At 70.0% G+C, this 12,812-nt stretch carries 14 protein-coding genes; 4 read left to right on the plus strand and 10 right to left on the minus strand.

Features of this window, described 5'->3' with window-relative positions:
- Window positions 1-63: 63 nt before the first annotated feature.
- A complete protein-coding gene (recA, locus tag ABTX24_RS14660; RefSeq protein ID WP_091040930.1) occupies window positions 64-1,122 on the minus strand; it encodes a recombinase RecA in 1,059 nt (352 codons plus the stop codon).
- A 248-nt stretch (window positions 1,123-1,370) separates the two neighbouring features.
- Window positions 1,371-2,099 carry a DUF4396 domain-containing protein gene (locus tag ABTX24_RS14665; protein WP_350840543.1) on the minus strand — a complete coding sequence of 243 codons (729 nt, stop codon included), beginning with the start codon at window positions 2,097-2,099 and terminating at the stop codon, window positions 1,371-1,373.
- Between the two features lie 132 nt (window positions 2,100-2,231).
- Between ABTX24_RS14665 and ABTX24_RS14670 the strand changes: the two genes are divergently transcribed.
- Both ABTX24_RS14670 and ABTX24_RS14675 read left to right on the plus strand, forming a co-directional pair.
- Window positions 2,232-2,675, plus strand: coding sequence for a DUF6153 family protein (locus ABTX24_RS14670; RefSeq protein WP_350840545.1), 444 nt, complete (start codon window positions 2,232-2,234; stop codon window positions 2,673-2,675).
- A gap of 93 nt (window positions 2,676-2,768) precedes the next feature.
- Complete coding sequence (locus ABTX24_RS14675; RefSeq protein ID WP_350840547.1) at window positions 2,769-3,413, plus strand: DUF305 domain-containing protein; 645 nt, start codon at window positions 2,769-2,771, stop codon at window positions 3,411-3,413.
- Between the two features lie 53 nt (window positions 3,414-3,466).
- Here ABTX24_RS14675 and ABTX24_RS14680 read toward each other — a convergent pair whose 3' ends face one another.
- From ABTX24_RS14680 to ABTX24_RS14710, 7 genes are all read right to left on the minus strand, one after another.
- Window positions 3,467-4,705 carry an MFS transporter gene (locus ABTX24_RS14680; protein ID WP_350840549.1) on the minus strand — a complete coding sequence of 413 codons (1,239 nt, stop codon included), beginning with the start codon at window positions 4,703-4,705 and terminating at the stop codon, window positions 3,467-3,469.
- Window positions 4,702-4,896, minus strand: a complete 195-nt coding sequence (locus tag ABTX24_RS14685; RefSeq protein ID WP_160022500.1) for a DUF3046 domain-containing protein — start codon at window positions 4,894-4,896, stop codon at window positions 4,702-4,704. The genes ABTX24_RS14680 and ABTX24_RS14685 overlap by 4 nt, the downstream gene beginning before the upstream one ends.
- A 15-nt stretch (window positions 4,897-4,911) precedes the next feature.
- Window positions 4,912-6,054, minus strand: a complete 1,143-nt coding sequence (locus tag ABTX24_RS14690; RefSeq protein ID WP_350840551.1) for a DinB family protein — start codon at window positions 6,052-6,054, stop codon at window positions 4,912-4,914.
- 71 nt (window positions 6,055-6,125) lie between these two features.
- On the minus strand, window positions 6,126-6,938 hold the full coding sequence (locus ABTX24_RS14695; protein ID WP_160022496.1) for an ABC transporter permease: 813 nt from the start codon (window positions 6,936-6,938) through the stop codon (window positions 6,126-6,128).
- Between the two features lies 1 nt (window position 6,939).
- Window positions 6,940-7,770, minus strand: a complete 831-nt coding sequence (locus tag ABTX24_RS14700; protein ID WP_350840553.1) for an ABC transporter permease — start codon at window positions 7,768-7,770, stop codon at window positions 6,940-6,942.
- The gene (locus ABTX24_RS14705; RefSeq protein WP_502890303.1) at window positions 7,770-8,699 is read right to left on the minus strand and encodes an ABC transporter ATP-binding protein; all 930 of its coding nucleotides are present in this window, start codon (window positions 8,697-8,699) and stop codon (window positions 7,770-7,772) included. Before ABTX24_RS14705 ends, ABTX24_RS14700 begins: the two co-directional genes overlap by 1 nt.
- A 55-nt stretch (window positions 8,700-8,754) precedes the next feature.
- A complete protein-coding gene (locus ABTX24_RS14710) occupies window positions 8,755-9,075 on the minus strand; it encodes a hypothetical protein (protein ID WP_350840555.1) in 321 nt (106 codons plus the stop codon).
- Between the two features lie 177 nt (window positions 9,076-9,252).
- On the opposite strand from ABTX24_RS14710, the gene ABTX24_RS14715 reads away from it, so the two are divergent.
- Window positions 9,253-11,304: a HelD family protein gene (locus tag ABTX24_RS14715; protein WP_350840557.1), complete on the plus strand. Its 2,052-nt coding sequence runs from the start codon at window positions 9,253-9,255 to the stop codon at window positions 11,302-11,304.
- Window positions 11,301-11,885, plus strand: coding sequence for a GNAT family N-acetyltransferase (locus ABTX24_RS14720; RefSeq protein ID WP_350840559.1), 585 nt, complete (start codon window positions 11,301-11,303; stop codon window positions 11,883-11,885). The genes ABTX24_RS14715 and ABTX24_RS14720 overlap by 4 nt, the downstream gene beginning before the upstream one ends.
- Here ABTX24_RS14720 and ABTX24_RS14725 read toward each other — a convergent pair.
- Window positions 11,875-12,570 (minus strand): aspartate/glutamate racemase family protein, encoded by a 696-nt coding sequence (locus tag ABTX24_RS14725; RefSeq protein ID WP_350840561.1) that lies wholly within the window; start codon window positions 12,568-12,570, stop codon window positions 11,875-11,877. The two genes, ABTX24_RS14720 and ABTX24_RS14725, sit on opposite strands and share 11 nt — an antisense overlap.
- Window positions 12,571-12,812 lie beyond the last annotated feature (242 nt).

Below are 12,812 nucleotides of genomic sequence, written 5' to 3' on the forward strand. Positions count from 1 at the left end.
GGATCCTGGGTGGACGAACGGTCAGGCCTTGACGAAGCCACAGGTCAGCCGGTGCCTGTGGACCTAGAAGTCCTCGACGCCGGCGGGCTCGGCCGCGGGCGCCTCGCCGTCGGCCGGGGCGTCGACGGTCGGCACGACCCCTAGCTTCTCCAGGATCCGCTTCTCCAGCTCGTTGGCCAGGTCGGGGTTGTCCTTGAGGAAGTTGCGGGAGTTCTCCTTGCCCTGACCGAGCTGGTCGCCCTCGTAGGTGTACCAAGCGCCGGCCTTGCGGACCAGGCCCGCCTCGACACCGACGTCGATCAGGCCGCCCTCGCGGGAGATGCCCTTCCCGTACATGATGTCGAACTCCGCCTGCTTGAACGGCGGGGCGACCTTGTTCTTCACGACCTTGACGCGGGTGCGGTTGCCGACCATGTCGGTGCCGTCCTTGAGCGTCTCGATCCGGCGCACGTCGAGTCGCACCGAGGAGTAGAACTTCAGCGCGCGACCACCGGTCGTGGTCTCGGGCGAGCCGAACATCACGCCGATCTTCTCGCGCAGCTGGTTGATGAAGATCGCGGTCGTGCCGGAGTTGTTGAGCGCACCGGTCATCTTTCGCAGCGCCTGGCTCATCAGTCGAGCCTGCAGACCGACGTGGCTGTCGCCCATCTCGCCCTCGATCTCGGCCCGCGGCACGAGCGCCGCGACGGAGTCGATGACGATCAGGTCGAGCGCACCCGAGCGGATCAGCATGTCGGCGATCTCCAGGGCCTGCTCACCCGAGTCGGGCTGGGAGACCAGCAGGGCGTCGGTGTCGACGCCGAGGTTCTTCGCGTATTCCGGGTCGAGCGCGTGCTCGGCGTCGATGAAGGCCACGATGCCGCCGGCGCGCTGCGCGCTGGCGACCGAGTGGAGGGCCACCGTCGTCTTACCCGAGGATTCCGGACCGTAGATCTCCACGACCCGCCCGCGGGGCAGACCGCCCAGACCCAGCGCCACGTCGAGCGCGATCGAGCCGGTCGGGATCACTTCCAGCGGAGCCCGGGTCTCATCGCCCAGCCGCATGACCGAGCCCTTGCCGAACTGCCTCTCGATGTTGGCGAGAGCGGCGTCCAATGCCTTCTCGCGGTCACCTGCCGCCATGTTCTTTCCTTCCTGAGGGGCAGACTTCTTCCCCTTGCCTGCCGCTTGTCCACGTGTCTTCGTCGTCATCAAGGCAGACGCTAGACGGGACCACCGACAGTTTTGAACGGGACCCTCTGGCACGGTGTTTCACGACCCGGTTTTTGCCTGGGCGATAGCACGAACCACGCTCCACCTACTACCACACACTAGCCCGAACAAGCGTTCGATGTGAACACCTGTTCGGGCGTGTCGGGGTCGCTGGATCCTCAGTGGCCCTGCATCTCGACCTGCTCGGCGGGGGCGGAGCCGCCACCCATCTCGTCGGCGACGGCGACCGACAGGCCACCGAGCATGAAGGCGATGATCACCGCGGCCAGGGCACCGCTGGAGAAGGACGGGATGAAGCGGCGTACGCCTTCCTGGACCGGCTCCGCGCCGTGGTACTGGTGGGTGAGCGCATGCCCCTTGCCCCGCTGGAGCAGGTATCGGTTGACCGGGAACGCCGCCACGAAGGCCACCGAGAGGGCGATCATCATCCCGATCCAGAACACGACGTTGACCAGGCCGGCCTCCATGGCCCCGGGGATCAGCGCCATCACCAGGTTGTCGACCAGCTCCATGGTGGCGATCGAGAGGGTGTCGGCGGCCAGCACCACGCTGAGCGCCGCGCCGACGGCCAGGCCCGACTTGAGCAGAGGCAGGGTCGAGAGGGCGTAGCCGAAGGCGAACGCGAGCGTGACAGCCAAGGCGATCGTCCATCCGGTGCTGAGCCCGATGGCGGTGCCGATCATCAGTCCGGCGATCTCGCCGATCGCACATCCGGTGAGGCAGTGCAGCGTGGCGCTGGCCGCCATCGCGTTCACCCCGCCCCCGTGCGCGCCGTGCGCGTCATGCGCCGAGTGCTCGCCGCCATGACCCTCATGGCCCTCGTGCATCGAGTGCTGATGCCCGCCGTGGTCGTGTCCGGCGTGCAGATGCTCGTCATGCGACGTCATGTCGCTCCCTTGGTCGTTCGGTCCGTTGTGCCTACCCGATATTCATACCCCATGGGGGTATGCACTCGCAAGCGACATCCGGTCGGAGACCTCACTTTGTCCAACCACGAAGGACTCCTTAGGGTGTGCTGTGTGTGGACGGCAGCGCGACGACGACAGCAGCGGACCCGTGCGGTCGCCCGCGCCGCCCTGCTGGCAGCGGTCGTGGTCACGGTCGCCGGTCTGCTGGCCATGCATGCGCTGAGCCTTCACGGCACCGACTCCGACGGTGAGCACGGCGCGCTGAGCCTGCCCGCCGCCCACGTCGAGCACACGCACGCTCTCGAGCACACCGGCCACGGAGCGGCCGACGACGCCGGTCACCCGGGCGGCGACGGGCACACGGCGATGATGCTGTGCGCGGCCTTCCTGCTCGCTGCCGGCGTGCTGCTGCTGAGCGGGCTGTGGCGGCGTACTCCTGCCTGGTGGTTCTCGCGGGCCCGCGACTGGTCCCGGACCAGCGGATTCGCGCCCTTGCTCACCTGTCCCGCGACCGGTCCGCCCTCCGTATGGGCCTACTCCGTCATCAGGTGCTGAGCGGCCTGACCCCGCCCGCGACCCGGCCATGCCCGAGGTCCGCAGGTGGCTCAGCGATGCCCGTGATCAGCACTTGACAAGGAGAAACAACAGATGCGTACGCAACGACCCCTCTTCCGCGCGACCTGGGCGGCGGCCGGCCTGGCCGTGCTGCTCACCCTGTCGGCCTGCGGCGGCAACGACGAGGCCGAGGCGCCTCAGAAGCTCTCGGAGACCGAGCACAACAAGGCCGACGTCACCTTCGCGACCGACATGATCCAGCATCACGCCCAGGCCCTGTCGATGGTCGACCTGACCATGGACCGCAACCTCGAGCCCGAGGTCCAGGAGCTGGCGGACTCGATCCGGGCGGCCCAGAGCCCCGAGATCGAGACCATGTCCGGCTGGCTCCAGGAGTGGGGCGAGGAGGTGCCGTCGACGATGCGTGACCACGTCAACGGCGGCCATGAGGGCCACGGCGACGGCGAGGACAGCAGCATGTCCGACTCCATGGAGGCCATGGACGACGACATGCCCGGGATGATGTCGGCCGAGGACATGGATGCCCTCGAGAACGCCTCCGACGCCGAGTTCAGCGACATGTGGCTGACGATGATGATCGAGCACCACGAAGGCGCGATCGAGATGTCCGAGACCGAGCAGGACGAGGGCCGGTTCAAGCCGGCCGTCGACCTGGCCGGGACGATCATCGAGTCGCAGACGGCCGAGATCGACACCATGGAGAAGCTCCTCGGCTGAGGACGCCGTGGTGGGCAGGGCCGCCCAGCGGCCCTGCCCACCACGCAGGCCCGTCAGGCCGCCTTACGGGCCACGTACGCAGCCCCGAACAGCACCGTGACCAGCAGGATCGTGCCGAGCGCCAGCGCCGGATATCCGGCCAGGTCGACGACCACGCCCGACACCGCCCCGGCGGCGGCAGCGGCGACGCCCATGATCAGGTCGGCGGTGCCCTGGACGTCGGCGCGCACCTCGAGCGGGGTGTGGTCCGCGACCGAGGTGGCCGCGGCGATCGTGGCCAGCGACCAGCCGAGGCCGAGCAGGAAGAGCCCGACGAAGATCCGCGCGGAGCTGCCCTCGGGCGCCGCGGCGCACAGGACCAGGGACACCAGGAGCACCCCGCCGCCGAGCGCCATCACATCGGCCCGGCCGACGCGGTCGGCGAGCCAGCCGGCGACCGGCGCGAAGGCGAACATGCCGAGTACGTGCCCGCTGATCACCAGTCCGATGATCTCCAGTCCGGCGCCGCCGTGCTCCATGTGGAGCGGGGTCATCACCATCACCGCCACCATCGTGGCGTGGGCGGCGGCCTGCCCGACGACCGCCGCCGCCAGCGCGGGCCGCTCCCGGATGACCGCGATCGCCCGGCGCCAGCTCGTGCCCTTCGCCTTCTCGGTGGCCGGGGCACCCTCTCGGGCGACCAGCAGCGGGTCAGGTCGCAGGAAGACCCCGACCACCAGCGCGGCGGCCAGCATCCCCACCGACCCGATCGCGAACGGCCCGGTCAGGGCCGGGATCCCGACGGAGTCGGAGAAGATCTCGGCGACGCCGGTCAGGTTGGGGCCGATCACCGCCCCGAACGTCGTAGCCCAGACCACGACCGACAGCGCCCGCGCGCGGCTCCTGGCAGGTGCCAGGTCGGTGGCCGCGTACCGCGCTCCGTTGTTGGCGGCGGTGGTCGCGCCCAGCAGTACGGCGCCGACCAGCAGCAGCGTCATCGATCCGACCACGCCGGCCAGCACCGCCAGCAGCCCACCGGCCGCCCCGAGCAGGTAGCCCGCCACCAGCCCGAACCGGCGCCCGCGCACGTCCATCACCCGCCCCAGGACGTACGCAGCGACGGCCGCGCCGAGCACCTGGGTCGTCTGCGAGAGACCTGCCATCGACTCCGAGCCGGACAGGTCGCGCGCCAGCAGGGAGGCGGTCGCGATGCCGATCGTGATGCCCATCGCCCCGACCGCCTGGGTGGCGACCAGGGTGAGGATGGTGCGCTTCTGGACCGCGGCCACCGAGGCCGGTGCGGCCAGCGTCACCGCTCACGCGCCGGCAGCTCCAGGGCCTTCCAGACCGCGGCCCAGACCTCCTTGGGCGGGACGCCGTCGTCGAGGGCCTCCTGGGCGGTGCGCCCGCCGAGGTCGCCCATGACGAACTGGCGGGCCCACGCTCGCGCGTAGCCCGCGCCGAGCGCCTCGTCCATCCGGGACCAGAACTCCGTGTGTCTCATCGCCCCGAATGCTACTCAGGCGCGCCGACGGGCGAGGACGTCGAGCCAGACGTCACCGAGGCGTCCGTCGGCGTGCCCGACCTCGAGCACCTCCCAGCCGGCCTCGTCCAGCGCCGCCCGGAGCGCGGGCTCGCGCCAGTAGACGAAGAGGCGGGGAGCCTCGATGTGACCGCGGTTGGTCCACTCCTCGCCGTCGCCCTCCTTCATCGACACGTGCAGCGCACCGCCGGAGCGGGTCACCTCGGCGAGCCGGGCGAGCACGGTCCCGAAGTCGTCGCGGGCCACGTGCAGCAGCGTCGCCGAGGCCCAGACCGCGGCATAGGGGACGTCGGGGTGGACCGGGTCGCGCAGGTCGTCGGTCAGCGGGTCCAGGCAGGCAGCGGCGTACCCCTGCTTGCGCAGGTGCGCCACGAACCCCTCGCTGATGTCGGTGCGCCGCACGCGCACTCCCCCGGCCTCGAGCGCCTTCGCGTCGTGGCCGGGTCCGGTGCCGATCTCGAGCACGTGGTCGCCGGGCTCGAGCACGGCCAGGAACCTGTCCAGGACCGAACGGTTCTCCTCGGCGAACGAGCTGCCCTGGACGTACGTCGCGACGCTGGCGTCGTAGGCGGCGACGGTCGCCTGCTTGGCGGCCGCGCGTACGTCCCACAGGTGGTGGACGACGTCGTGGAGGTGGTAGCGACCCAGCGACTCGACGCTGAACACGTCGCCGTTGGACCGGGTCCCGCGACGGCCCCAGGCGTCCGGCGGGACCTTCTCGTAGATGGTGGCGATCTCGTCGGCGGCGTCCATCAGCTGCTCGGCGACAACCGCCGGGTCCTGGCCGGCGTAGTCGCCCTCGAGGGCGGCCTCGTCCTGGTCCCAGTTGCGGAACCGCGGCTCGTCCTCGGTCAGCATCTGCTGCAGCCGCTCACCGAAGACTCTGTGGACGTCGCGTACGTGTGCTCCGTACTCCAGTGCCGACCACACTCCGGGCTGGGGGCGGTCGCGGGCGTTGTCAGCGGTGAGGTAGATCTCCCAGTACGTCGCGTTGTCCCGCACGATCTCGGGGAGCTGGTCCGCGGTCACCGCCCCGGCGATGAAGCCACACTCCGGGCAGGGCCGGTCGAGCACCCACGTCCAGTCCTTGGTGTCCGGCTCGATCGCGTCATAAGTCATGGATCAATCTTGACGGCCCGCCCGGGACCTCACGAGGGAGATCCTGCCTTTGAGACGCGAGTTGCTGCCGCTCAGGTGAGGAGTAGGGCGTCGAGCCGGCGGCGCACGACGACGAGGCCGATCGCCCCGAACACCAGCAGGTAGACCACCGAGACCAGCGAGCCCCACGACGGCACTCCGAGCGTCAGGTCTCGGCACAGCACGACGCCGCGGTAGAGGGGCGTGACCTCCACGACCCAGCGCAGCCACTCCGGATAGGCCGTGATCGGGAAGAACGTCGCGCTGAACAGGAACATCGGCATCATCGCGAGGGTGACCTTCTCGAAGTCCTGCCAGGAGGTCATGTAGGTCGTCAGCGCCATGCCGACGGCCCCGAAGGCCGACCCGATGAGCAGCGCCGCCGGCACCACCAGGATCGCCCACCAGGAGTGGACCAGGTCCATCGCGACCATGATCAGCAGGAACGCGGTCACGTAGATCCCGCTGCGCAGCTGGTTCCAGAGGATCTCGCCGACGGCGATGTCGACCGTACGCAGCGGGGTGGCCAGCATCTGGTCGTAGAGCTTGTTGTACTTCAGCTTGAAGAAGAAGTTGAACGTCGCATCCAGCAGCGACCCGTTCATCGCCGAGGCCGCGATCATCCCGGGGGCGACGAACTCGCGGTAGTCGACCGGCTTGCCGGCGTACTCGAAGCCGACCACCATCGCGCCCACGCCGATGCCGATCGAGAAGAGGTAGAAGACCGGCTCCAGGAAGCCGGTGATGAAGACCAGCCAGGCTCGCCGGTAGACCAGGATGTTGCGCCACAGCAGCAGCCGGGCGGCCTCGCCGCCTCGCAGCGGCCGGGCGACGGTGGCGCCCACGGCAGCGGAGAAGAGCGCCATCTCAGGAGACCAGCCTCTCGCCCAGGCTGCGCACCCCGAGCCACCAGCAGACGCCCGCGAGAAGTCCGAGATAGCCGACGTGGAACGCGGCCAGCGCCCAGTCGATCTCACCCAGCGCGAGCATCCGGGTCAGGTTGACGCCCTGCCACAGCGGCGAGGCCATCGCGACCTTCTCCAGCACCGGCCCGAGGTTGGCGACGGGGAAGAACGTGCCGGAGAACAGCGTCAGCGGGATCATCCCCAGCCGGAAGATCAGCGCGAACGACTCCTCGCCCTTGATCGAGAGCGAGAACAGCAGCACCGGCGTCGCGAAGGCCAGCACGACCAGCCCCTGCACCAGCCACGCCGTCAGCACGCCCCACCACGTCTCGAAGACGCCGAACGGGGCCAGGACCAGCAGGAAGACGCCGCAGGCGAACAGCGTACGCAGCATCAGGAAGCCCAGCTGGGCCAGCACGATGTGGGCGGCGGTCAGCGGCGAGGCGATCATCGAGAAGTAGATCCGCTGCCACTTGACCATCCCGTAGACCGGGTAGGTCATCTCGGAGAAGGCGATCGTCATCGCGTGTGCCGCGACCATGCCCGGGGCGACGAAGGCCAGATAGGAGTCGGCGCCCTCCAGCGTGGCCGGGTCGGCCTCCACGAAGCCGCCGAGCAGCACGCCCAGCGCGAGCACGTAGAAGAACGGCGTCACGAAGGTCGTGATCACCCCGCCCTTCCAGGTGCGCGCCAGGACGGTGAGCCAGTAGTCGCCCATCCGCAGCGCCCCGGAGACCAGGCCGGCGGGCGCGGTCGGCGGGGTCGCCGGTCCCGAGTCGGCGTAGTCGGCCATCAGTCCACCAGGGTCCGGCCGGTCAGGTGCAGGAAGACGTCCTCGAGGGAGGAGCGCCGCACCAGGGTGGCGACCGGCGACAGGTCGCGGCTGTGGACGGCCTCGATGACCGCCTCGCCGTCGTCGCTGTAGAGCAGCAGCCGGTCGGGCAGCACCTCGACCCGCTCGGCGAGGTCCTCGACCTTGGCCGCCAGCGCCTCGTGCTCACCGACGCCGAAGCGCAGCTCGGCGACCTCGCGGGTGGAGTGCTGCTGGATGAGTCCCAGCGGCGTCCCGTGGGCCACGATCCGGCCCTGGTCCATCACCACGAGCTCGTCGCACAGCTGCTCGGCCTCGTCCATGTAGTGGGTGGTCAGCAGCAGCGTCACGCCCGCCTGCTTGAGCCGGAAGAGCCGGTCCCAGATGACGTGACGGGCCTGCGGGTCCAGGCCGGTGGTCGGCTCGTCGAGCACCAGGATCTCGGGCCGGTTGATCAGGCTGCGGGCGATCGTCAGCCGTCGCTTCATGCCGCCGGAGAGGTCGTCGACCTTCGCCTTGGCCTTGTCGGTGAGCTGGACGAAGTCGAGCAGCTCCTCGATCCGGCCCTTCACCTCGGCCCTCGGCAGCCCGAAGTAGCGGCCGTAGACGAAGAGGTTGTCGTAGACGTTGAGCTCGACGTCGAGGGTGTCCTCCTGCGGGCACACTCCGAGCCGTGCCTTGATCCTCGGCCCGTCCTTGGCCGGATCCATCCCGAAGACCCGCAGCTCTCCTCCGCTCGGCGGCGAGACGCAGCAGATCATCCGCATCGTCGAGGACTTGCCGGCGCCGTTGGGCCCCAGGAAACCGAAGGCCACACCGGGGCGCACCGACACGTCGATCCCGCGCACCGCCTCGAAGTCGCCGAAGGACTTGCGCAGGCCGCGCGCCGAGATCATCAGGTCCTCACCCACGTCGGCAAAGACTAGATGGCGGCGCCGACAGTTTCGACCGAGTTCGGCTCGGCGCCTACCGCCCCTGCTGCTTCTGGCGCCGGTTGTAGTCGCGCATCCGCTGAGGTACGCCGACCACCGCGGCGTCGTAGGACGGGACCTGGTGCTTGTTGGCGAACTTGTGCGCCCATTGCGCTGACGGCACTCGCCGCCGGGTCCACTCGCCGTCATGCGCGACCAGCAGCAGGGTCACCTCGCTGACGACGGTGCGCGGCTCGACGAACCCCTCGACACCGCGCCGGGTCTTCACGAACTGCTCGAGATGCTGTTGGTCGGTGGAGTCCGCGGCGCGCACCCTTGTGGATCCGGTGTAGCTCTCGCCTGTCGGACGGCTCATGCGCGTCCCGCGGCGTCGGAAACGATCGAACAGGCTCACGGTGCAATTGTGCATCCCAGCGCCCAACGTACGCCTGGATAAACCTGTTGGGGGTCCACTCCGTGGTCGCCTATGTTGGAGCCTTTGACCCCGCGCCCCCATCGAGACCTGCCGCCACGGAGAAGCGATGAACCAGCCATGCCCCTAGACGACCTCGACGCGGAGCGCGAGCATCTGGCCGCCTCTCGGGAGGATCTGGCCCGGATGCGGAAGAAGGTGGAGTCGCTGGACTCCTCGACGGCCGGCAACTGGGTCAGCGCCGAGATCCTCGACGCCACCCTCGCGCGCAGGCTGGAGCAGCTCGCCGACGATCCGGACGTGCCGCTCTTCTTCGGTCGCATCGACCGGACGGCTGATCTGGGAGCGGAGTCCTTCCACATCGGCCGGCGCCACATCTCCGACAGCGCGGGCGACCCGATGGTGGTCGACTGGCGGGCTCCGGTCAGCGTCCCGTTCTACCGGGCCTCGCGGACCGAGCCGATGGGGCTGGCGCGGAGGCGGCGCTACGGCTTCTCCCACGGGGAGCTGACGGCGTTCGAGGACGAGTCGCTGACCGACGCCGGGGCCGGGCCGGAGCACTCGGCGATCCTCGAGGCCGAGATCGAGCGGCCGCGCGTGGGGCCGATGCGTGACATCGTCGCGACCATCCAGCCCGAGCAGGACGTGCTGGTCCGCGCCGACCTGTCCCAGACCATCGTCGTGCAGGGTGCGCCGGGGACGGGGAAGACGGCCGTGGGGCTGCACCGGGCGGCGTACCTCCTCTACGCACACCGTGACCAGCTGACCCGGCGCGGGGTCCTGATCATCGGCCCCAACGCCTCGTTCCTGCGCTACATCCGCGACGTCCTCCCTGCGCTGGGTGAGATCGAGGCCAAGCAGGCGACGATCGCGGAGCTGGTCGCCCTTCACGGCGCAGTCCGCGCTGAGGAGGCCGCGCCGGTGGCGACGCTGAAGGGCGACGTACGCCTGGCCGAGGTGCTCCGCCGGGCAGTCTGGTCCCACGTCGGCGACCCGGAGGAGGCGCTGGTCGTCCCGCGCGGCTCGCGACGCTGGCGGGTTCCGTCCTATGAGGCACGGGAGGCGCTGGAGGGGCTGCGTGCCAACGACCTTCGGTACGCAGCGGGCCGGGCGCTGCTCCCGCGCGCCCTGGCCCACCGGGTGCTGGTGCAGATGGAGCGCTCGGGCGACTCGCCCGACGACCGGGTGCACGACGCGGTCGCACGGGCGAAGCCGGTCAAGGACTACGCCGCCACGCTCTGGCCCGATCTCAAGCCCGCCCGGGTCCTGTTCCGGCTGTTCACCGACGCGGCCTGGCTGGCGGAGGTCGCCGACGGGCTGCTCTCGGAAGCGGAGCAGGCGAGCCTGATCTGGGAGAAGCCGCCGCGCTCGGCCGGCGCGGCGCGCTGGTCGCTGGCCGACCTGGTGCTCCTCGACGAGATCGCCGACCTGCTGGACCGCACGCCGTCGGTGGCCCACATCGTCGCCGACGAGGCCCAGGACCTCTCCGCGATGATGCTGCGCGCGCTCGGTCGCCGTTCGACCACGGGCTCGCTGACGATCCTCGGGGACCTCGCCCAGGCGACCACGCCATGGGCCTCCTCGTCGTGGGCCGACGCTCTGGCACATCTCGGCAAGCCTGACGGCCACGTCGAGCAGCTGACGCGTGGCTTCCGGGTCCCGGCCGACGTGATCGCCTACGCGGCCCGCCTCCTCCCCCACATCGCCCCCGACCTCGAGCCGCCGGTCGCGGTACGCCGCACCCGCGGAGACCTCACCTTCACCACCTCGTCGATCGTCGAGGCGCTCGGGGCGGCGCTGGAGCGCCCCGGGTCGGTGGGGCTGATCGTGCCCGACGCCTCGCTGGCGGCGGTGCGCGCCGAGCTGACCGCGGCCGGGCTCTCCTTCGCCGAGATCGCCCTCGCGGAGCTCAGCGCGGACGACGAGGAGACCGAGTTCGACGCCCATCTCGACCTCGTTCCCGCCTCGCTGGCGAAGGGGCTCGAGTTCGACCACGTCGTCGTCTCCGACCCGACCGGGATCATCGCCGGCGAGCCCGACCGCGACACCGGCCTCCGCCGCCTCTACGTCTGCCTCACCCGCGCGGTGACCTCCCTGGTCGTACGACATGACGGCCTCCCCGAAGAACTCGGTAGCGTGCCGGAGCGGGTTGATGCGAAGGTGGGCGCATGATCGACACCCGCCCTGATCCGCTGGTGAAGGCCGAGTGGCCGCTGCACACCGAGCGCCTGGTGATCCGCCGGATGGTGCCCGCCGACATCGAGCCGACCTGGGCCTTCCGAGGTCTTCCCGAGGTGGCCGAGTGGGTGACCACCGCGTTCGCGGACCTCGAGGCCTACCGCAAGGTCTTCGAGAATCCCGACATCATCGGCCCCGCCCTGGTGATCGAGCGTGACGGCGTCATCGTCGGCGACCTCATGCTGCGGATCACCGACCCGTGGTCGCAGACCGAGGTGCGCGAGCACGGCAACGGCACCCAGGCCGAGCTCGGCTGGACGATCGACCCCGCCCACCAGGGCAACGGCTACGCCACTGAGGCCGTACGCGCCGTGCTCGACGTCTGCTTCGGCCCTCTGGGCCTGCGCCGCGTCGTCGCGGAGTGCTTCGCCGACAACGAGGCCTCCTGGCGGCTCATGGAGCGCCTCGGCATGCGGCGCGAGTCGCACACCGTCAAGGACTCCCTGCACCGCACCCGCGGCTGGCTCGACGGCCTCTCCTACGCGATCCTCGCCGAGGAGTGGGCTACGCGTTGAGCGCAGCCTCGATCGCCGCCTCGCAGTGCAGGCGGGTCGTCGGGAACAGCGGCACACCCGCGTACGCCTCGATCGGCAGCAGCAGCTCGATCTCGGTGCACCCGAGGATCACGCCCTCGCAGCCGGCAGCGACGAGACGCTCGATGACCTCCAGGTACGCCTGCCGGGAGCTGTCCAGGAAGGTCCCCAGACACAGCTCCTCGTAGATGATCCGATGGACGGTCTCCTGGTCCGGCTCGCTGGGGACGATGACCTCGAGGCCGTGGCCGCGGAGCCGGTCGGCGTAGAACGGCTGCGACATCGTGAACCCGGTGCCGAGAAGTGCGACCCGCCCGACCCCCGCCGCCTCGACCGCAGCCGCCGTCGTGTCGCCGAGGTGCAGGAAACGATCCCCGTACGTCTCCTCCAACGCCCCGGCCACTTTGTGCATCGTGTTCGTGGCCAGCACGATCACCTCGGCCCCGGCCGCGCTGAGCGTCGCCGCCTCCGCGGCAAGCCGCTCCCCCGCCCGCTCCCACTCGCCGGATGCCTGCATCTCCTCGATGTCGGCGAAGTCCACCGACCGTACGAGCAGGTCCGCCGAGTGCAGTCCCCCGAGTCGCTTCGCGGTGATCTCGTTGAGCAGGCGGTAGTACTCCGCCGTCGACTCCCAGCTCATCCCACCCAGTACGCCGATCCTTCGCATGCCTTTCAGTCTGCCTGGGCGGCCAACACGATCCTGAACGGGATCGAGCACCTGTTTGCCGTAGTTGGCCGTTCGTGGTGGACGTCTTGGGAAACGCGCTCGCCGCCGACCCTTTGGGGGAGGGTGTTCTCGACGAATCCCGGAGTCAAGGACGGCCTTCGGCCGCCGGCTTCGCCGGTCGCCTTCGGCGATCCTTGACACCGGGCTCCGTCGAGAATTTTGGCTGGCTATCGGGTCGGCGG

The sequence above is a fragment of the Nocardioides sp. NPDC127514 genome (assembly GCF_040302125.1).
GTDB lineage: Bacteria > Actinomycetota > Actinomycetes > Propionibacteriales > Nocardioidaceae > Nocardioides.

Coding starts and splice junctions, on each gene's coding strand:
- recA (WP_091040930.1), bottom strand. CDS start 1,122: ATGGCGGCAGGTGACCGCGAGAAGGCATTGGACGCCGCTCTCGCCAAC.
- ABTX24_RS14665 (WP_350840543.1), bottom strand. CDS start 2,099: ATGACGTCGCATGACGAGCATCTGCACGCCGGACACGACCACGGCGGG.
- ABTX24_RS14675 (WP_350840547.1), top strand. CDS start 2,769: ATGCGTACGCAACGACCCCTCTTCCGCGCGACCTGGGCGGCGGCCGGC.
- ABTX24_RS14685 (WP_160022500.1), bottom strand. CDS start 4,896: ATGAGACACACGGAGTTCTGGTCCCGGATGGACGAGGCGCTCGGCGCG.
- ABTX24_RS14690 (WP_350840551.1), bottom strand. CDS start 6,054: ATGACTTATGACGCGATCGAGCCGGACACCAAGGACTGGACGTGGGTG.
- ABTX24_RS14695 (WP_160022496.1), bottom strand. CDS start 6,938: ATGGCGCTCTTCTCCGCTGCCGTGGGCGCCACCGTCGCCCGGCCGCTG.
- ABTX24_RS14700 (WP_350840553.1), bottom strand. CDS start 7,770: ATGGCCGACTACGCCGACTCGGGACCGGCGACCCCGCCGACCGCGCCC.
- ABTX24_RS14710 (WP_350840555.1), bottom strand. CDS start 9,075: ATGAGCCGTCCGACAGGCGAGAGCTACACCGGATCCACAAGGGTGCGC.
- ABTX24_RS14715 (WP_350840557.1), top strand. CDS start 9,253: ATGCCCCTAGACGACCTCGACGCGGAGCGCGAGCATCTGGCCGCCTCT.
- ABTX24_RS14720 (WP_350840559.1), top strand. CDS start 11,301: ATGATCGACACCCGCCCTGATCCGCTGGTGAAGGCCGAGTGGCCGCTG.
- ABTX24_RS14725 (WP_350840561.1), bottom strand. CDS start 12,570: ATGCGAAGGATCGGCGTACTGGGTGGGATGAGCTGGGAGTCGACGGCG.